Consider the following 20,015-nt stretch of genomic DNA (forward strand, 5'->3'; position numbering starts at 1 on the left):
TTTAAATCAATGAACCAGAATATCAATCAGCTTAACACAGTCCTTAACTACGTAAAAGATACTTTTGTAGGTAAAAATGATGTAGTAGATCTGTTGGGAATATGCCTGCTGGCAAGAGAAAATGCCTTTTTGTACGGACCTCCGGGAACAGCAAAATCAGCGATTGTCAGAACATTGGCCAAAACAGTGAAAGACGGCAGAAATTTCGAATATTTATTAACCCGTTTTACTGAACCGAACGAGATTTTTGGCCCTTTTGATATCAGAAAACTGAAAGAAGGTGAACTTTTGACCAATACGGAAGGAATGATGCCCGAAGCCTCCATGGTCTTTCTGGATGAGATCTTCAATGCCAATTCAGCTATCCTGAATTCCTTATTGATGGCTCTTAACGAGAAGATTTTTAAAAGAGGAAAAGAAACCAAACACTTACCTGCGCTCATGTTTGTAGGAGCAAGTAACGTTCTTCCGGAAGATGAAGCGCTGAACGCATTATTTGATCGTTTTTTAGTGAGAATTAATGTAGATTATGTAAACCCCGAGCTCCTACAACAGGTACTTTTAGCGGGAAGAAAACTGGAAAATGAAGAAGAAACTGAAATTCCGGAAATTCATGCTGATGAGATCAGACAATTACAAAACTTATGTAGAACAATAGATCTTAAACCGATTTATGAAGTCTACCTGAATACCATTATGAGCCTAAGAAATACTGGGATTGCTATTTCAGACCGTAGAGCGGTGAAGCTTCAGAACCTGATTGCGGCAAGCGCCCTGATCTGTGGAAGAAAAGAAGCCGTACTTTCTGATCTTTGGGTATTGAAACATATCTGGGATACAGAAGAACAGATTGAAATTCTGGAAGGGATCATCAACAGAACGATTGAGAAAGATGATCACCCGGATTCCCATCCACAGGCAATGCAGAACAAAACTCCTAATCCCGAAGAGGTCATGAAAGACGTCAAAATTCTTATGGAAAAATGGAATGGAGGAACATTGAGTTTTGAAGAACAAAATATAATAAAAGATAAACTGAGATATCTGCAGACCCGTTGCGACTGGATCAGAAATCCGGAACAGAAGCAGTATATCCAGCAGGAAATTGAAAGCTTATGGCAGAAGATTCTTCAAAGCGTTTAAAAGAATTCTGGGCGGAAATCCCCCGTGCTGATGAAGATTTTCTTGGCTCAATAAGAGACTGGAAAAATGTTCAGCTGGCAGTAGATGAAGAAACGATCTGGCTGAAAGGTTTTACTGATGAACAGGCCGCTGCTTCAGAAATACAACAGCTGCCGGATTGTATTCTGTATGAACTTCGTGATGGGCTTTTATTCAGAAAGGAAGCCTTGGTTCCAAGTAAAAAAATGCGAACAGCATTGCTTTGGATACCTATGGACAAAGCATTACAGCTTAGTCTGCCGCCTTCAAACCAGAATTATTTTGGGATTCACGAACAGGTTCATATAAAACTAAAAGAAAGTAATGACGAACAGCCGGTAATCGCCTTGCTCAGCAATATTGAAGATATTAAAGAAAGTATTGCCGTATTGCCCAAATTTAAACTTGAAAAAATAAAATGGACCTTGCTGGGAGATAAAACATTATTTGTAGGAGTTCCTCTACTCAGCTTTCCCGGAAAAACCTATTGGACCAAAGACAGACATTTACTGCCTGCCGGTCTGGATTTTGAATTTAAAAATGTAAGCACACTGTTGCAGCAGAAATATAATAAAGATCAGGAAGGATGGCTTTTATGGGACGAAAGCGGAAATTGTCTTTTAATGAAAGAGACCGATTTCCGGCCATTGTCCGTAAGTTCATTCCGTCTCACCGAAAAATCTAGAAAATGGAATTAAAGGCTTATTTCCAGTCCTACGAAAATTACTTTTGGGAATGGAAAACTGATGAAGATGTTCCTGGTGATTCCGGTTACCATGACAATAATCTCCTCTCGGTTCCCGGAGTGGGAGCCATTGCTTACAGACCTTATATAATGGAAATTCTGAACTATCTTCAGCCTGTAGGATGGCCTCCGTTCGGAGCATTGCTTATGGTTTTATATGCCATGCAGGATAGTTATACAGATTTTGCCAGCCCATTAAGACGTACAACAGAGTTTTATAGCGGAGAGGATTTTGAATTCAGTGTGGAAAAACAAATTGAATTTCTTGAAAAAATAAAATCACTTCCTAAAGCCTGTAAACAAAGACAGAACAGAATTGTACTGCTGCATACTCTTTTTGAAAACGGGCACAACAGATTATCTCCCAGTCTTTCCGATGGTTTCTTAAGATTCTACTATAAAAGACCTCAGGAACTTGCTGTAAGTGCAGAAAAACAACACGCAGGTCCAGCCGTTTTAAACAAAGATTTAAGTGCTTTAAACCTAAATGAAAAATTTCCTACTGTACAATCCATCATTGATGCCATGAAAGGCCTGAGTCATGAGCCTGAGCTGGATGATGAGGTCACAGAAGAAGAAACTACGGCAGATAACAGTAAAGATTTTATTAAAGAATTAATTGAAGAACCAAAGACCTTTCAGATAGGAAGCCTGATCAAAAGAATCTGGAGTGGACTGAAAATTCCGATGCGTCATCTTTCTCCCGGGGAGCAGCCTGTCGGAGGGATTTCTGATATAACCAACAAAGGCGATTTCCACAGGATGCTGCTCTCAGAATTTGCCAATGAAGAGGACGTTTTCATGAATCGTGTAGCCAATAACGAAGCGCTTTATATTCAGAGAGAAATTCCGCCTGAAGAAAATATTTTTGAAAGAATTATCCTGATTGATACTTCCCTCAGAAATTGGGGAACACCGAAAGTATTGGCTTATGCCTCTGCAATAGCTGTCATCAAACACCCCAAAGCTCATTCCCAATGTAAAGTTTTTGCTTTAGGACAGGCAGGTATTCCGATTGCCCTCAACAAAGTGGAAGAAGTGGTGGAGAATCTTAATCAGGTAAGTCCGGTTCTGGAGGTTTCAGAAGCTTTAGAGAAATTTTTTGACGGACATCATTCGGAAAAAGATATGGAAGTTTTCTTTATTACCCATCAGGATAATATGGCTGATGAAAAAATTCAGCGGGTGGTCCATCAGAATAGAGATCAACTGAAATTTTTAGTGACTACAGATTCAGATGGTGAAATAAATTTTTATAAACACCACAAAGGAGCAAGAAAACATATTCAGAAAATAAAGCTTCCATTGCAGGAGCTTTGGGCCAATCCGCCACAGCAAAAACAATCCACTCAGAACTTCAACGGAAAGAAAACTGATCTTCCACAAAACTATCCGATTTTATTCCCAACTCCTGTTAATAAGATTGCTAAGTTCTTATATGACGGAGAATTTTTCATTCTGAGTTCAAGAAAGCAATTGCTGAAAACTTATCTTTCCGATAACTATTACGACAGACATTCCTACGATTATTATAAAACCCATCATGGCTGTGAAGTATTATTTGATAAAATTTCTATAAAACCCAAAGGACAGTTTGCCCTCGCGAAAAACAGACAGCAGCATTTTATTTTGTGTCAGTATCAGCCTGAGCAGAAATTACTATCAAAGATTAACCTTAATACCGGAGAATATTCTGAACAGAATCTTACAGGAATGCATATTCCGGAATCTTACAGACTGATTTATTTTGGGCGCAACTTTTATCTGCATCATGCGGACAGTGCTACCCATTACAAAATCAATATTGACGGGAATATCTCTGTGGAACCTATTACCGGAAAAGAAAAAGAATTTGAAAAAAATAATATAAAAGCTGAAGCCGAAGTCGCCAAGCTGAAAGGAAGCGGATTGAGGATAATCAATAACTTCAATAAAATCGGAATTAATCAGCATGAAAATCTGGTCGTTTCCGGAAATGAGTTATACAGTGCTTCTGAAAACACGCTGAATTTTTCCAGAAATAAATATGATATCAGAATTTTTGCTGAGCAGAATAAAAATAAATTTACATTCCCTGACGGCAGTGAAATCATAACCGATTCAAGGGGAATGATGACTTTCAGAAGCAGTAATAAGAGTATCGAAGAATTCTTTATTCCGTCAACATTGGGTGGTTTTCTCTCATTATCTACCTATACGGAATTTGGCGGATCAGAATATTATCTTCCGGAACATGCCCTGCTGAAAGTAAGAACAATGGATGATATGTGTGACAGGTTTTTAAAACCGTTTATAGAACAGATTGTGGATTATGGAGCTTAGAATAAAACCTTTCCCCAAAAACAGCTATCCTAAAAAAGGACTTCTGATCAGAGGATCTTCACCTGTGGTGTGGCTTCAGGAAATGGAAACGCTTGGGATCAATTTAAGCCAGATCCAATCTTTTGCTATTCCGGCAGATCATCCCAATGTGCTGTATGGCTGTTTTCTTATTTTTAATGATCATACTCCGCAGGAAATAGGCAGGAATGCATATTTTCAAAAGGTGGATGACAGGCTTTTTATTCCTGAAAACACCACTTTTTATCCCAAAATAAATCCGGAAGACTGGGCACAGCTCGATTGCCGTTTTCTGATTATGCATCCCGAATTCGGATTGGTAAAACTGTCTGAAGAAATCGACTGGATTTCATTAATTCAACAGCCCGGTGCAATAAATGAAATCATCAGAAAACCACTGAACGGAGTTTCAATCCCTCAAAAAATAGAAAGCTATACCGTAGAAATAGAGGATGAAAAAGTAATGGAAGCATTACAGCCAAAGCAAACAGAAGAAGAATGGATGAACAGCCTGCCGTTCGACCTTAAGAAAGTAATGGCCGGGAATAAAAAAGAAATAGAGAAATATTTAAAATACATTGAAAAATACCCTGAAAGAGCTGTAGAATTAGGTGTTTCTCTGGATGTAATGGGTACCTCCAGAGGAGATGGTTTTGGTAAATTTACCTGGCTGGAAGGATTATTTGGCGGAGGCTCTGCAGGGAAAACCGAAAGTGCCGGAACAAGAAATTTCCGCAGAGTTTTCTGGGCACTTATTATTGCAGCTATCGTTTTAAAGATTGCATTACCTTCTGATAAAAACAGTTCAGAGCTGGAAGAAAACAGCAATTCATCAGGAACTATTGTAAGCAATGCGGTAAAGGCACCTTCCGATATGATAGCTTTTCAATCCGGAACTTCAGAAATTGATCTGAAGATAGATTCAATATATCACCAGCAGAGAAAAGGGTTATCCAAAGAACTTATTCATGCAGGAATCATAGAATCCAAAACGAAAGAAGATAAAGAAAATTATAAAAAAAGCGGAGGAAGAGATGTAAGCGAAATAGGAAGTGATATCGAAAAGCTTGTTCATAAAGAAAAACAGAGCAGAGATTCTCTTAAAATCATTTACACCAAAAAAATTACAAAACATTTAGAACAGAAAACAGAAAACCTGAAACGTAAAATTTCAGATTCTTTAAAGCAATACACCAAAGGAAAACCAGTAAATGATGATGTTGTAAAATATCTTCTGAAAAAGAGGAAGGCATTGATGGCCGATTCATTAGGAAAACTTTATGGTACATTGGATATCGTGGATCCTTCTTCTGCTTCAATTGACAAATCGAAAGTAAAAGGAGTGGGTACAGAAGGAACTCCTTTAGAAAAAAAAGCTCCTGTTTCAGATATTCTGTATATGGTGATCCTGATGATTGCGGGAGTAGGATTGTATTCTTTCCTGTTTAAAAACAAATCTTTGAATCTGGGTGGAGATAATGTACCTGCCTGGGTGAAATTTATTTTAATTGGTATCCTTGTAGCCATGCTTGTGTACTTATTTTATCCGCTGGTAAAAATGTTTGGATACAACTGGTTTGTATGGGTTCTGGTGATTTGTGTGTTGTTACTTCTTTACCGCCTGTTTAGAGAAGATAAAACTATTTTAAACTCCGATGATGATGAATAGACAGAAATTTATAGACAAATTTATGGCGGCATTCGTGCTGCTGGCCATGTTTAAGGTTGTCGGAATTGTAGCTCAGTTATTCCATGAAAGTTTCTGGAGTGTAGTAGGAACATTGGCGATTTTCTTAATTGTAGCCTTTATCATTCTTCTTGTGATCACTTCTTTAAAAGACAAAGAACAGAACAACAGGAATTCTGCCGGAAGAAAAGGCAGCGGAAGCAGCAGTTTCTATCTGGAAAATTCACTTTTCGACAGAATCCGGAGTAAATATGAAGAACTGGCCGAAAAATACATCGCCGAAAAAGATTATAAAAAAGCAGCAAGAGTCTATATGAACCTACTGCAGGATAATTACAGAGGTGCAAAAACACTGGAAAACGGAGGACTTTATAATGAAGCAGCTGTAGTATATCTTAAAAAACTCAATAATAAATTCGATGCTGCAGTCTGCTATGAAAAAGCAAAACAATACAAAAAAGCCATTGACCTTTACAAAGAAATGGAGCAGAAAGAAAAAGTAGGAGATCTTTATAAAGAAATCAACGATCTTAAAAATGCCCATTATTATTACCAGATCGTAGCAGACGATTATACAGGAAATAATCAGATGGTGAAAGCTTCCCTGATTTATCGTAAAAAGATGGAAAAGCCGGATGAGGCACAGAAAATATTGTTGAAAGGATGGGAAGAGGATAAGGATGCTTTCAACTGCTTGAATAACTATTTTGCCAATATATTTGATGTTAAAAAGCTGGAATCTGAAATTCTGAATTTATATGAAAAGACTCCAGCTTATAAAAAAATTACCTATCTGGAAGCGATGAAGCATGAATTCAGGAAAGATCCGAAATTACATGCGGTAACAAAGAATATAGCGTATGAAATCATTGCCGAGAAAGTAACTACCCGTTCTGAAATTGTAAACGAACTTAAATTTTTCAACCCTGATGATGCAGTGATTCTGAAAGACATCTCAAGATTCAAAACAGGAAGAAATAAAATGTTCAGGAATTAAATAAAACTTCAGCTTCATCAAAGCAGTTTTTAATTGATTCTCCTTAGCACCTTAAAAATAAAAAACTCCTGAAATTAAAACTCTGCGTTGAAGATAGCATGGTAATTCTGTTTTGCTGGAAAATTGCAATGACACTAAAAATGAATGTTAATGACGTTTTTAAGGCGTAAGAAAATAGAAGATGTGCAATACATTTTCTCGCAGATTATTCAGATTACGCAGATTTTTATCACTAAGAACTGCTTGATTTGCAAAATCTGCGAGAGTTTAAAAAATAAATTAAATCCTTGCGCCTTATAGCAATTTTATTGAGATCGTTTTGTGGCTTTGCGTCTTCGAAACCTTCCCGAAATTGTGAATATTATAAAATAATATCAAAAAAGATTTATCTTTGCCCCAGAAAATTATGACAATACAAAGAGCACATATCAATGCAGAACTATTCGAAAGTCCTTATAACAAAGGATTATTCGGACGTGATGAGGTGATATGGAATGAGGCGAAATGTGCTGACTTTGGAAATTATTTACTGTAAACCCGTAAAAAATTAATCAAAATACAACAGAAACGTCTCGGAAAACCGAGGCGTTTTTTGTTTTTTAGGTCAGAAATTATTTAGAATGAAAAAAAATAACCATCAACATGAAAATTTTTTAATCAACAATGAAACTTTAATACGATAAAATAGAGTGATAAGCAACCCGGTGAGAGACAGTCATTTAGGTAATTAAGATATCTGCAAAATATTGCGGACAGAAATTCTCTATTCTAAAATTAACATGTAATCAATTGATTATCAATAATTTAATTTGAAAATTTATTTGTGAATTCCAAAAAATCCTATTTACTTTGCAACCGAAAATTGAAAGCAACAGGTTTTCAGGATTCAATTAAAAATAATTTAGAAACAAACAAAAATAAAATGAAACAGTTACACAACATATTCAATCAATATTCAAGACTATTCGGACAGAAGCCGACAGGTGTTGCGTGTCTTCTTGAAAGTGGAATTGTGGATAAAAGGTGCTTATATACGTGGGTCAGCTAATGATCTCTTACGTTTAAATAGATGAAGCGCCTCCCGAAAAGAGGCGCTTTTTTTATGGTTTCTTTAGCTTATTTGGTAAAGCGCCGGTCTGTGGAACCGGAGAACAGGGTTCGATCCCCGGAGATACCCAAAGTAGAAAATCTCATGGCTCAATTGGATAGAGCGTCGGTTTACGACACCGAAGGTTGAAGGTTCGAGTCCTTCTGAGATTACAAAGAATGTGAATTGCGAAATTAAAAATTGACAAACAAAGCGAATTGATCATTCACGATTCACAAAGCTAAAACAATCTCATAGCTCAAATGGTTAGAGCACCGGTCTTTTAAACCGGGGGTTGAAAGTTCAAATCTTTCTGGGATTACCAAAATACGGTTCCGTAGCTCAACCGGATAGAGCATGGGTTTTCTAAACCCAGGGTTAGAGGTTCGAGTCCTCTCGGAATCACAAAAAAGGTTCATGGAAACTTTCCGATCCGGCTGTCTCCCGGAAAAGAAACAGAAGTGAACCCCGAAGCTGGAAAGATAACGGTGGTTGTTTACCCGTCTTGGACGCGGGAGGCCGCAAGTTCGAATCTTGCTTTCCAGACTATTTGTTCCATTAGCATAGAGGTAAGTGCATTCGGCTTTCTACCGAACGACAAGGGTTCGATTCCCTTATGGAATACCAATGATTTCGTAGCTCAAGTGGTTAGAGTGTCGGTCTGATACACCGAAGGTTGAAGGTTCGAGTCCTTCCGGAATTACAATGATTTTGTAGCTCAATGGCAGAGCACCGGTTTGTTAAACCGGAAGTTGAAAGTTCGAGTCTTTCCAAAATCGCAGGTAACTAATTGTTAATTGTTTCAGGAGAAAAAGTAAAAGTTTGTCGAGAGCAGAAGATCTTTACGCCAAACACGAAAAATAGAGACAGGCTTTTCTTCTCTCCGGATAAATTAGAAATTAAAAGATATCATTTATAAATTTTTAGGTAAAATAAAGTTGGTCAAGCGCAGAAGTTCTTATATCAAACAAATGAAGACAGACTTTATTTTTTAATCTGATGGTTCGCCGAAGTAGAAGAGTCGGGACGGTCTGCAAAACCGTTGTGTAAACTGAGTGGGTTTGAATCCCATAGCCATCTCAAAGTAAAAACTATAGGAAATATAAGAATCTTTTATCAATGATCTTTTATCATCTATAGCAAAGAATATCCTTTATTAATAAAAGAAAAAGGCTGTCGAGCGCAGAAGATCTTTACTCAAACATTCAATATAAAGACAGACCTTTTCTTTTTTGAAAGTAAAAAATTGAGGAATTATTTATTACTCATAAAAATCCGGAAGTACGCCGAAGTTGGAGAGTCGGGGCAGACTGACATGAGGAACGAATTGAACGATTCCTTAAAAAAAAATGAAAGTAATAGAGTTAAAATCTGTTGCTTCATTGCTGAGTAGGTTCGAATCCTACTACTTCCACCAACCGCTGATAATGTAATGGCAGCATGCAGGAAATGTACTCTTGTTGTTCAGGTTCGATTCCTGGTCAGTGGCTTAATGCTCTATTCGTCTAACGGTGAGGACGCCTGCCTTTCGAGCAGAAAACAAGGGTTCGATTCCCTTATAGAGTACTGGATGTGAATAGCTGGTCAATATTGAATTGATAATAATACCATGAAAGTTCAGATTTTTTTAAAAAATTGGCCAGTTACCATTCACACAAAAATGAAGAAAAGAGAAAAAAGGACTGTCAAGAGCAGAAGATCTTTAGTCAATAAAAACAGACAGCCTTTTACTTTTTTTAAACAAAATACAATTAGGAAACGAGAAAGGTTTGTCAGGCGCAGAAGATCTTTACAAACACTAACAGACAGAGCTTTCTCAAACCTAGCATTATATGAGTAATAAGCAATGAGCAATAAGTAATACCATAGATTTTCATTGCTAATTACCGATTACTCATTACTAATAAGATACGCCTCTCTATTCCAATTGGCAGAGAAAACGGCTTTAAACCCCGTAAAGTCCCAGTTCGAATCTGGGGAGAGGTACAGAATATAAGTAATAAGTAAAGAGCAATGAGTAATAATGAAAATAGAAAATATTACTCATTACTTATAAAAAACCTGCGGGAATGGTGGAATGGCAGACACTCTTGATTTAGGATCAAGCTTTTGGGGGTTCGAATCCCTCTTCCCGTACCAAAAATATAAGTAATAAATAATGAGCAATGAGTAATAATGAAAATAGAAATATTACTCATTACCAATTACTTATTACTCATGAAATTGATTCATAGTGTAATGGCAGCACACAGGATTTTGATTCCTGGAGTTTAGGTTCGAGTCCTAATGAATCAACTACATTTACTCTGATAGTGTAATGGCAGCATCTCAGTCTCCAAAACTGATGGTATCGGTTCGAGTCCGGTTTGGAGTGCAAAAAAATAGAAATTAGAAACTAGAAGTTAGAAAATAGAACTGCTAGTGATCATTTATCAATTATCAACAATCATTTATGAATTAAAATAGGTAGAAAAAATGGAAACGCAACAACAAACATGGCAGAATATGAATGGAAAAATTTTCCAACACTCTATCACACAGCTGGTAGAAGAAGCCATCATTCGCGAACATGCCAACGGACATCGTCTGAAAGTATGTGTGGGATCAGACTCTCATGTATACGGAGATGCCATCAGCTATGCTACGGCAGTAGTATTTATTCGTGAGGGAAAAGGAGCGTTTACCTTTATCAGAAAAGAAAGAGAAATACAGAGTATCAGTATCAAGGAGCGAATGCTGAATGAAGTCAACAAATCCGTTGAAATTGCATACGCGATCTGCTCTGTGTTGGATGCTTATGGTGTGGAAATGGAGGTACACGCAGACATTAATACCGACCCGGATTTTAAATCCAACGTAGCATTAAAAGATGCTATGGGATATATTCTGGGAATGGGATATGTGTTTAAAGCAAAACCTTTTGCTTTCGCAAGTTCCAATTGTGCTGATATGATGGTGTAATCTTTTTAATCAAAAAAATGAAAACAGTTTTAATTATTAATGGAGAAAAATACTGGAAGGAATACTTTGCTGGATTTGATGTAGTTCAAAAGAAAGTTCAGACATCGGAATTTATAATAAAAGATTCTTCATTGTATGTGGCAGATGTAGATGGGGTTTGCAAGCCGGATGTTATTTTCTGGCGTTTGGGAGCCATCAATCCTGAACCTAAATACAGAAATATTTTAGAGTTGATTGATCATTCAGGAGTACCTTGCATTAATTCAGCTTCCACATTATTGATGGGATATGAAAGACTGACAATGCTTAATACCCTTAAAAAGCTAGGATTACCGGTTATTAACTTTAATGTGGCAACCAGTACTCAGCATCTGAAAAATCTGGAAATGAAATTTCCTTTTGTGGTAAAAGTTGGAAATCATCATGGCGGATATGGTAAAAGTTTAGTTTCAACAGAAGAACAATGGGAAGAACTGAAAGATTTGCTGTTTATTCATCAGGACTATGTGACTCCTGAAAAGTTTATTGATTATAAGTGTGATATTCGATATCTGGCCATAAATGATAAGGTTTGGGCAATGAAAAGAAAAGGAAAATATTGGAAAGCCAACTCCTTAACCCAGGAATATCAAATCATAAAACCGGAAGATGAATGGATTGAAAAAGTAAAACTATTACAGAAATATATAAAGGCAGACATTGTCGCAATTGATGTATTGGAAACAGAAAATGGAGAAAAAATGATTTTAGAATATAATGATATTCCAGGTCTTTCAGGGTTTCCTGAAGATGCAAAACTGGAGTTGTCACTGACTGTGAAAAGTAAATAAAAAGAACCTTAAAAAATTAAAAACCATGTATTTTTTAGTTCAGGCTAATGTGTATTTAGATCCGGATCACTATAAAATTTTTGATGCACTGGAAGAATTGAATATTGATTATGATGTAATTAATATTCCGCCAACTGCAAAGAAAATAGATTTCGAAACAGATAGAAAAGATGTTTTTGTATACGGTTCGGTGACCATTGCAAGATTGTCAAAACAAAATACAGACTGGTTTCCCGGTTCTTTTTACGGAGGAAATCATCAGTATGAAATATATTCAAAATATTATGGTGAAAACCTGCTTAATGATAATGTTTCTGTTCATCCAATTTCCGGACAGCTGAACTGGAAAAAAGATGAAATAAAATTCATTAAACCATACAATGAAGCAAAAATTTTTACAGGAAAAGTTTTCACGGAAACAGAATGGAAAGATTTTGTATTTGAAGCATTGAAATCTAAAAATAATAGAATTAATAAAGATTCATTGATACAGCTTTCTGAAGCAAAACTAACGATAAAAGAAGCAAGGCTTTGGATTGTTGGAAGGCAGATTATTGATGGAGGATATTATAAGTTTAATGATAATGCTCCTTTTGAAGAAAAAGTTTCAGAAGACGGATTGAGTTTCGCTAATGAAATGATCAGACTTTTTAATCTTGAAGAAGCTTTTGTAATGGATATTTGTTTAACGGATGAAGGTTGGAAAATTGTTGAAATAAATTGTATCAACAGTTCCGGATTTTATCCAAATACGAATGTGAAAAGCGTGATTAAAGCATTGAACATTTATTTTTCAAATTAAAAAAATCATGGAAAAAACAAAAAGATTACTATTTCTGGATGATATAAGATATCCTATTGAGGCATATCATTATACGAAACAGGATATTTTCCTCAGAAGCGACTGGCATATCGTTCGGAATTACGAGCAGTTTGTCAACAGGATTTTGGAAAAAGGACTTCCGGAAATGATTTCTTTTGACCATGACCTTGCAGACGAGCACTATTTAAAACATGATTCCCGGGGATTTGTTGAAAAAACAGGATACGACTGTGCCAAATGGCTGATAGAATATTGTATGGACAATTATCTGGACCTTCCCAAATTCTATTGCCACTCCATGAATCCGGTAGGAAAGGAAAATATCTTAAGCCTTTTAAAAAATTTTAAGAACGATTAAAAACTAAAACAAAATGATTTTCAAAACATATAATATTATAGAAAACGCTTACCAGGCCCGCGTGATCGAGCAGATCAGGATGCAGGGTTTTGGAGATGAGGTTTTCATCGTACAGGAAAAAGTTCACGGAGCTAATTTCTCTTTCTTTACCGACGGAAAGGAAATTAAAATCGCAAAGAGAACTGCTTTCATCGAAAAAGATGAAAAATTTTTCAATGCCCATCAGGTTTTGGAACGCTACAGAAAAAATGTAACAGAAGTATTTCAAAAAGTGAAAACCATCCATCCGGATGTTGAAACTGTAGTGATCTACGGTGAATTGTTCGGTGGCGGTTACAAACATAAAGATGTAGAACCCGTAAAAGATGCTGTAAAAGTACAGAAAGGTATTGAATATGCACCTTACAATGAATTTTACGCTTTCGATATTAAACTGAATGGAATTACCTATTTGGATACAGAAGTGGTTAATCAGATTTTTGAAGAGACAGGATTTTTCTATGCTAAAATTTTGTTTCATGGAACGCTGGAAGAAGCTTTGAAATTCCCTAATGTTTTCAATTCAAAAATTCCGGCCTGGCTGGGATTACCCGAGTTGGAAGACAATAGGTGTGAAGGAACCATTGTAAAAACTTTGAAAACCAGATACTTTGGAAATGGTGCCAGAATCATTCTGAAAAATAAGAATGAAAAATGGATCGAAAAATCCAAAATGGTTAGAAAGGAAGCTAAAACTGTTTACAAACAGGTTCATTTCAGCGAAAAAGTTCAGGAGATCTGGGAGGAAATCCAAAAATATGCTACAGCCAACAGATTGAATAATGTGGTAAGCAAAATTGGCGAATTCGAACCTAAAATGATAGGTAAAGTGATTGGTCTTTTTTCACAGGATATTTTGGAAGATTTCCAAAAAGACTTCCCAGCAGCTTTCGCCAGCATTGAAAAAGATGAGCAGAAAAGGATCAACAAAAAGTTGAATGCTTCAGTCATTGATTTTATAAAAGAAGAGTTGATGACTCTTAAAGTATAGTTTCGGTAATTTTTTACCGAAACTTTTTTATGTATAATAAGTAACCATCAAAGTCAGAAGAACGAAAACACTTCATTGTATTAAAGAGAAACAGGACTCATGAAAGTGTGACAATTCCCATCCTTTGGAGGGGTGGCGAAAATTCAAAGAATTTTTGGCGGGGTGGTTTTAAAAAGAAAAAAACAATTAGAAAAATGAAACCCAATATATTTTTTACAGCAGACCATCATTTTGGTCACGAGAATATTATAAAATTTTCAGAACGGCCTTTTGAATCTCTGGATCATATGAATGAAGAACTCATTAAAAGATGGAATGAGAAAATTGAACCTGGCGACACAGTCTACCATCTAGGAGATATGAGTTTAGGAAAACCGGATTTTACAAAAGAGATTTTAGATCGCTTAAATGGTAATATCCATCTGATCAAAGGCAATCATGAAGGAGCAGCATTAACTTATCCCAAACGTTTTGCGTCCATCAGAGATTACCACGAACTGAAAATTGATGATCCGGACCAAAACAACGGTAACCAGAAAATCATTCTTTTCCATTACGCCATGCGTACCTGGAATGGCTCACACCGCGGAGTCTGGCAATTATACGGCCATTCGCACGGAACACTGCCGGATGATGAAATGGCATTCAGTTTTGACGTTGGAGTAGACTGCCATAATTTTTATCCGGTTTCCTACGAGGAAGTCAAAGAAATAATGAAGAGAAAAAAATGGACGCCTCCATTTGCTCCCAGGAATTAACAATTAACAATGAAAATGAAGCTTGAGGATATGAGAAGTATAAACCTAACTAACTTCTAACCTCTAGCTTCTAATTTCTAAAAAATCATGAAAACAACCAATGAGATCATCATCATCGATCTGGAGGCCACATGCTGGGAAAACGACAGAATTCCCATCGGGCAAAAGGTCGATATTATAGAAATAGGAATTTGCAAATTAAACTTAACATCTAAAGCAATTTCCCAAAAACAAAGCATTTACATCATTCCGGAACGGTCAGAAATCAACAGATTCTGTACACAATTGACCGGAATTACCCCGCAACTGATAGAACAAAAAGGAATCTATTTCGAAGAGGCCTGTGAAATGATCAGAGATCAATACCATACTGCAACACTTACATGGGCAGGATATGGAAACTTCGATGAAGAGCAGATCACAGAACAGTGTGACTGGCTCGGAATAACCAGTCCTTTTTCGGAAAACTATATGAATGTGATGTACGAATTCAAAAGACATTTCAATCTCCACAAACAGATAGGTCTTAAAAGGGCTTTGAGTTATTTAAATATGGATTTTGAAGGCACTCATCACAGCGGAGCAGATGATGCTTACAATACAGCCAGAATTTTAAGTAAAATTCTGTAAATCGTAATTAGGTTGGAAGATAGAAGCTGGAGATTGGAAGTAAATTCAACATTGTAAAACTTTCCTCTTTGTGCATGCATCTTCCATTCTTTAACAATTAAATTTTAAACAAGTGAAAACAACAGAAAATATATTAATAGTAGACCTCGAAGCAACGTGTTGGGAAAACCGGCCGCCAAGAGGTCAGGAAAGTGAGATCATTGAAATCGGGGTATGCATTATGAATGCAAAAACCGGTAAGATCTCTAAAAATGAGGGGATTTTAATAAAACCACAATATTCAAAAGTAAGTCCGTTCTGTACGGAACTTACCACTCTTACCCAAAATATGCTGGATCATGAAGGCATCATGCTGGATGATGCTTTCGATATCCTGAGAGCAGAATATGATTCCGAAGAATTGACATGGGCAAGTTATGGTAACTATGACCTGAACATGCTTCAGAACCAGGCAAGAAGATTCTATACAGATTATCCAATGAGTGATGATCACATCAATGTGAAGACCTTATTTGGTGAAATTCATCCTACCATCAGGAAAAGTGTCGGAATGAACAGAGCTTTAGGTGAATTGGGTATGACTTTAGAAGGTACGCATCACAGAGGAGTAGATGACGCAAAAAACATTGCAAAGATTCTGCATTGGTGTTTGCAGAATTACTAGATAATCTGAAATAAACAGATAAAAAAGAAGAGTTGTCTCAAATGTCAAATAATTTGGCTTGAGACAGCTTTTTTGTTGTAAAATGGGGGCTTGTTGGAGATCAATTATAAAAGTTATATTGCCCATTCCTTTCCTGCAATGGCAGAAACTCTGAATCTTCTGCTGCAATGTAAGGGGTTGCAGTTCTTTTGTTATTATTTTAAAAAAAATTAACGTATCGGCAGGGTAGGATAATTTTGTTGTAAAGCTTTATCAGTACTCAAAATAAGACACCAAATGTTGTGTAAATATCATTATATGGAGCTTTTAGCTGTTTTTTTAATTTTATATCTTTAAACAGGGAGTTATTTTTATCGTGCTAAAGCCTTTGTCAGGTATTGTTTTATTAACTTAATATTTGTTAAAAAAATCACTTTTATGGGATAATTTACTGTCTGTCAGTCATTTTTTTTTATTTTAGCCAATGAGAATAAATGGATGTTTATTAATGAAGGTTTTGAGGCAAAATAATTAAACTGTTGATTCACTGCAAAGGAGATCATGAGTATAAAGAAAAAATTCCGGAGAGATATTGATCAGATCATTTTGACACCGGATTCTTTAAAGATTATAGTCCTTAAAATCTCTCTTTTATAAATGATTTATTCAATTTTTAGCAAGGTGTTTGATAATGTTCTGATGAGAATTTTATATAGCAGACCTGTTTTTCAGACTCTGTTTTCAGAGGAAAGAAATAACAGATTATTGTTAAGTTCTCTATATCAGTATTGTATTGAAGGGTATGTAATGGTTTTAAATGTTGAAATGAAGATGAATTTACTTTCCATAACGAGGCTTTATTTATTTCTGTCTTTGGGACTGTTTGAAAAATATGAAGCTTGCGATGGTAAAGCTTTTGACCCCCTGTTGGATACAGTGTTTTCAGGTTGTTATAAAAAACAGGAACAGAAAACAGTAATCCACAAAAAGCCCAGCTTTGAATGTAAGCCTGTAAAGACACTTGCATATGGGATTTCTAAACTTATTTATTTGATAATCAAATGTAATGTTACTTTAAGTAAACTGCTGTTCCCCATTCTTTCAGCAGTTGAGAAAAAGGTTTTTAATAGTAAAAAGTTCCTTTCGCTCTATAATAAACTGTTAAAGCAAAATTGGTTTAGACCGGAGAAAATTCTTGTCAGACCGCTTGAAGAATGGAAAAAAATGAATAACCTGAAACAAATTTATACATCAAATTAAAGCACATGAAAGAAAGACTTTATGAGATCCTTAATGAGGAAAAAGTACATGAGATTATCCCCTTTCTAAAAGAGCTTAGTATTGAAGAGAGGAAAACACTGATACCATCTATCAAGAAAATGGACCGTGAGATCAGTAAAATTGTAATGACTAAAAACTCCTACCACACGGCGGGATCTGTGAGCCAGCATTCCATTATAGATATTGCTTCATTTGTCTGCATGGACAAAAAGAATTTTGGTAAAAACTATTGGAGTCTTTTCCGTAATGCGGAACAGACCGAGCAGATACTGGAATGGGGATGTCCGGATTGGTTTTCAGACTTTATCAATGAATCGGTTGAAGCTGAATTTACAGCATTTAATTATAAAGATATTTTAGGATGGACGGAGAAAGGATATGTGCAGCCCAAACCCGAATTATTGGGACATCATCTTAGCAATTACCCGGCAGATCTTGACCATTACCCCGAAACACTTACTACTCATTTTTGGTATTTGTGTGAATTCCCTTCCAGATCTTTGCCTTTCCGTAAAGAATGGTTTCCTATCGTTCAAAAGCTTATTGCTGAGAAGAAGATTGAAAGAAAAAGATTCCTGAGAGAGTGTCTTCTGGCCTCCAACAGAAATTTTAATAAAAATGTCACGGGCTGGTTTATGGATGCATTTACCTCATTAAAACCAACGGAAGAAGAATTGTCTGACCTGCAGGATGACCTGCTTGCTGGGCTTGTTTCTTCACAGTCAAAAGCGGTGAATACAATATTATCACATCTGAAAAAAATTGTTGGAACATCTGAATTTAAGAGTGACGAATTTTCACATTACCTTCCCAATTTACTAAGCTCAGAGGTAAAAACAGTAGTGGTTTCCAGTCTGGGACTTACAGAAAAAATATTTCAGAGAAAGAATGTGGATCCGGACATGCTTGGAATGGCATTAAGTACAGCATTTGTTAGTAAAGATGATGGTATACAGTCAAAAGCAGCAAAGATTATCCTTAAATATATTCCGGCTTCAGAAAATATGATAGAGGCTCTTTCTCATTATTCAGATAATATATTGACTAATGTGCGTCCTCTCTTGATAAGATATATTGAAGAGAAACAGCCGGAACTTGAGGTGATAGATTCTGAAAAGAGACTGCTGGCTGCAGATGAAAATGCAGTGCAGGTACTTCAGAATTTTGAAGATCTGATGTTCTATCTGCCTGTGGCAATGGATGATCCATACAGTTATCATTGTGATATTGCTTTGACAGGATTTATTCAATTTGCAGGAGATGTAGATGCTGAATCTGTGAAACTGATAGAACCTGTATTTTTGAAAGCCTGTAAAACTATAGCAAAATGGGAAGTTCCTTATCTGAATGTTTTATTATGCAATGCTATTATCAATTATGGACTTGTCTTAATGGAAAAATATCCTGTTCAGCTAAAGAATCTGGAAAAAATATATCAGAAAACCAAAGAGGAGGAAGCAGCAAGAGAATCTTACTCCAATTATCAGAAAAAATTGGGTCCGATAGAAGATGTTGGAGCAGATTGTCCCGCAAGACAGGCTTTTAAGGATATTGCGATATATGCTGTTGACAAAATAAAATCAGGGGATAAGATTCCTTTGTTGTTTCCCGTTACCCATTCCCCATGCTGGATTTCTCCTGTTACTCTTGTTGAGAGGTTGGAGAGTTATCAGAATAATAATACAGAGCCTCATCATCTGGATATTCAGCTTGCCCTGCAGCGTTGTGCTTTAGATGATACCTCAAAAGCAATTGAAGAAGTAGAGAAAAGATTAAAAGGTGAATATAAAGAATTACTGCTTTTCTTCTTTGGTAAAAATGTACAGCCGGAAGGGACGTTTATACATCCCTCATGGTGGATAACAGCTGGGATTACACGTTCCCCCGAGACTTTTTTTGAGCAGTTCAAAACTCTCGGATATAATAGTATTCCTGCAGAATTCTTTTCAGGTGCTTATAAGTGGAAAACTATTGACAATAAGAAAAACTCTTATTATCCGGTGGAGTTGAATATTACGATTCCAAAATATCATCTTGAAAAAAGAAAAGAACCTTTGTTCATGGAATATTTCGTTGCCGAACAGAAAGAGCTTAATGAAATTCCAGCACTGATGCTTTGTTTCCCCAATACACCTGCAAATGCTCTGGCGAAGGTAATTAAATACTGCCTTTTCTATTCAGGAATTGCAGAAGTATATGAAAGAAGTCTTGTTTTGAATACTGCGAATACGCTTTATCAGATCAAAAAACCTCTGGATGAAATTGGCTATTTGTTTCTTGGAACTATTTTCCTGGACAGTGATAAGACGATCCGGGGAACGGCTGCTGAAATATGGCTTGAACATGTTTCTTGCCAGATGATGGATAATGCAAGGCTGGGAAGAGTGATTGGTTTACACGAAAAATTAGAATGGGCCCCGGTGAAAAGATTAACCGATCTTATGCAGCACCACATGCTTAATGTAAGTAAAAACCATAATATTGCTCTTGAGGAATTGATTTCCAGTATTTTGCTTCAAATGGAAGAACCGGTTACCAACCTGAAAAGAATTCTGGAAATCTACCATGAAGTATTGGCTTTAAACCATTCATCGGTTCATAAAGAAGTCATGGAAAAATTAAACCGCTGGAAAGAAAACTCAAGTCTTAAAAAAATAGGGAATCTTCTTCTGAAAAAATAGATT

At 36.2% G+C, this 20,015-nt stretch carries 16 protein-coding genes and 15 tRNA genes; all 31 read left to right on the forward strand.

Features of this window, described 5'->3' with window-relative positions; translation table 11 throughout:
- Positions 1-9 precede the first annotated feature (9 nt).
- Positions 10-1,143, forward strand: coding sequence for an AAA family ATPase (locus ACODR7_RS10750; protein WP_488839018.1), 1,134 nt, complete (start codon positions 10-12; stop codon positions 1,141-1,143).
- Positions 1,116-1,859, forward strand: coding sequence for a hypothetical protein (locus ACODR7_RS10755; RefSeq protein ID WP_488839019.1), 744 nt, complete (start codon positions 1,116-1,118; stop codon positions 1,857-1,859). The genes ACODR7_RS10750 and ACODR7_RS10755 overlap by 28 nt, the downstream gene beginning before the upstream one ends.
- Entirely contained in the window at positions 1,850-4,228 is a 2,379-nt protein-coding gene (locus tag ACODR7_RS10760; protein WP_488839020.1) for a hypothetical protein, read from the forward strand. The genes ACODR7_RS10755 and ACODR7_RS10760 overlap by 10 nt, the downstream gene beginning before the upstream one ends.
- On the forward strand, positions 4,218-5,915 hold the full coding sequence (locus ACODR7_RS10765; protein WP_488839021.1) for an APC family permease: 1,698 nt from the start codon (positions 4,218-4,220) through the stop codon (positions 5,913-5,915). Before ACODR7_RS10760 ends, ACODR7_RS10765 begins: the two co-directional genes overlap by 11 nt.
- Positions 5,908-6,930, forward strand: a complete 1,023-nt coding sequence (locus ACODR7_RS10770; protein WP_488839022.1) for a soluble NSF attachment family protein — start codon at positions 5,908-5,910, stop codon at positions 6,928-6,930. Before ACODR7_RS10765 ends, ACODR7_RS10770 begins: the two co-directional genes overlap by 8 nt.
- Before the next feature lie 406 nt (positions 6,931-7,336).
- Entirely contained in the window at positions 7,337-7,465 is a 129-nt protein-coding gene (locus tag ACODR7_RS10775) for a penicillin-binding protein (RefSeq protein ID WP_488839023.1), read from the forward strand.
- A gap of 575 nt (positions 7,466-8,040) precedes the next feature.
- Positions 8,041-8,108, forward strand: a tRNA-His gene (locus tag ACODR7_RS10780).
- 8 nt (positions 8,109-8,116) lie between these two features.
- Positions 8,117-8,190, forward strand: a tRNA-Arg gene (locus ACODR7_RS10785).
- A 75-nt stretch (positions 8,191-8,265) separates the two neighbouring features.
- Positions 8,266-8,342: transfer RNA gene (locus ACODR7_RS10790), tRNA-Lys, on the forward strand.
- 6 nt (positions 8,343-8,348) lie between these two features.
- Positions 8,349-8,422: transfer RNA gene (locus tag ACODR7_RS10795), tRNA-Arg, on the forward strand.
- A gap of 69 nt (positions 8,423-8,491) precedes the next feature.
- A tRNA-Pro gene (locus ACODR7_RS10800) sits at positions 8,492-8,563 on the forward strand.
- Between the two features lie 6 nt (positions 8,564-8,569).
- Positions 8,570-8,644 (forward strand) — tRNA-Glu (locus ACODR7_RS10805).
- Between the two features lie 2 nt (positions 8,645-8,646).
- Positions 8,647-8,720: transfer RNA gene (locus ACODR7_RS10810), tRNA-Ile, on the forward strand.
- Between the two features lie 4 nt (positions 8,721-8,724).
- A tRNA-Asn gene (locus ACODR7_RS10815) sits at positions 8,725-8,796 on the forward strand.
- Between the two features lie 219 nt (positions 8,797-9,015).
- Positions 9,016-9,097 (forward strand) — tRNA-Cys (locus ACODR7_RS10820).
- A 197-nt stretch (positions 9,098-9,294) separates the two neighbouring features.
- Positions 9,295-9,434 (forward strand) — tRNA-OTHER (locus ACODR7_RS10825).
- Between the two features lie 77 nt (positions 9,435-9,511).
- A tRNA-Glu gene (locus tag ACODR7_RS10830) sits at positions 9,512-9,583 on the forward strand.
- A gap of 346 nt (positions 9,584-9,929) precedes the next feature.
- A tRNA-Leu gene (locus ACODR7_RS10835) sits at positions 9,930-10,003 on the forward strand.
- A gap of 77 nt (positions 10,004-10,080) precedes the next feature.
- Positions 10,081-10,156, forward strand: a tRNA-Leu gene (locus ACODR7_RS10840).
- Positions 10,157-10,241: 85 nt separating this feature from the next.
- Positions 10,242-10,312: transfer RNA gene (locus ACODR7_RS10845), tRNA-Gln, on the forward strand.
- Between the two features lie 8 nt (positions 10,313-10,320).
- Positions 10,321-10,391, forward strand: a tRNA-Trp gene (locus ACODR7_RS10850).
- Between the two features lie 101 nt (positions 10,392-10,492).
- A complete protein-coding gene (locus tag ACODR7_RS10855; protein WP_488839024.1) occupies positions 10,493-10,978 on the forward strand; it encodes a ribonuclease H-like YkuK family protein in 486 nt (161 codons plus the stop codon).
- Positions 10,979-10,995: 17 nt separating this feature from the next.
- Positions 10,996-11,808, forward strand: a complete 813-nt coding sequence (locus ACODR7_RS10860) for an ATP-grasp domain-containing protein (RefSeq protein ID WP_488839025.1) — start codon at positions 10,996-10,998, stop codon at positions 11,806-11,808.
- A 25-nt stretch (positions 11,809-11,833) separates the two neighbouring features.
- A complete protein-coding gene (locus tag ACODR7_RS10865; protein WP_488839026.1) occupies positions 11,834-12,610 on the forward strand; it encodes an ATP-grasp domain-containing protein in 777 nt (258 codons plus the stop codon).
- A 7-nt stretch (positions 12,611-12,617) separates the two neighbouring features.
- On the forward strand, positions 12,618-12,989 hold the full coding sequence (locus ACODR7_RS10870) for a cyclic-phosphate processing receiver domain-containing protein (RefSeq protein ID WP_488839027.1): 372 nt from the start codon (positions 12,618-12,620) through the stop codon (positions 12,987-12,989).
- A 13-nt stretch (positions 12,990-13,002) separates the two neighbouring features.
- Complete coding sequence (locus tag ACODR7_RS10875; RefSeq protein ID WP_488839028.1) at positions 13,003-14,019, forward strand: RNA ligase, Rnl2 family; 1,017 nt, start codon at positions 13,003-13,005, stop codon at positions 14,017-14,019.
- Between the two features lie 194 nt (positions 14,020-14,213).
- Entirely contained in the window at positions 14,214-14,777 is a 564-nt protein-coding gene (locus tag ACODR7_RS10880; RefSeq protein ID WP_488839029.1) for a metallophosphoesterase family protein, read from the forward strand.
- An 87-nt stretch (positions 14,778-14,864) separates the two neighbouring features.
- Positions 14,865-15,407, forward strand: coding sequence for a 3'-5' exonuclease (locus tag ACODR7_RS10885; protein ID WP_488839030.1), 543 nt, complete (start codon positions 14,865-14,867; stop codon positions 15,405-15,407).
- Between the two features lie 112 nt (positions 15,408-15,519).
- Positions 15,520-16,071: a 3'-5' exonuclease gene (locus tag ACODR7_RS10890; RefSeq protein WP_488839031.1), complete on the forward strand. Its 552-nt coding sequence runs from the start codon at positions 15,520-15,522 to the stop codon at positions 16,069-16,071.
- An 810-nt stretch (positions 16,072-16,881) separates the two neighbouring features.
- Entirely contained in the window at positions 16,882-17,310 is a 429-nt protein-coding gene (locus ACODR7_RS10895; RefSeq protein WP_488839032.1) for a DUF7825 domain-containing protein, read from the forward strand.
- A 5-nt stretch (positions 17,311-17,315) separates the two neighbouring features.
- Complete coding sequence (locus ACODR7_RS10900; protein WP_488839033.1) at positions 17,316-20,012, forward strand: DUF6493 family protein; 2,697 nt, start codon at positions 17,316-17,318, stop codon at positions 20,010-20,012.
- The last annotated feature ends 3 nt before the right edge of the window (positions 20,013-20,015 follow it).

The organism is Chryseobacterium sp. FG46, assembly GCF_057809135.1.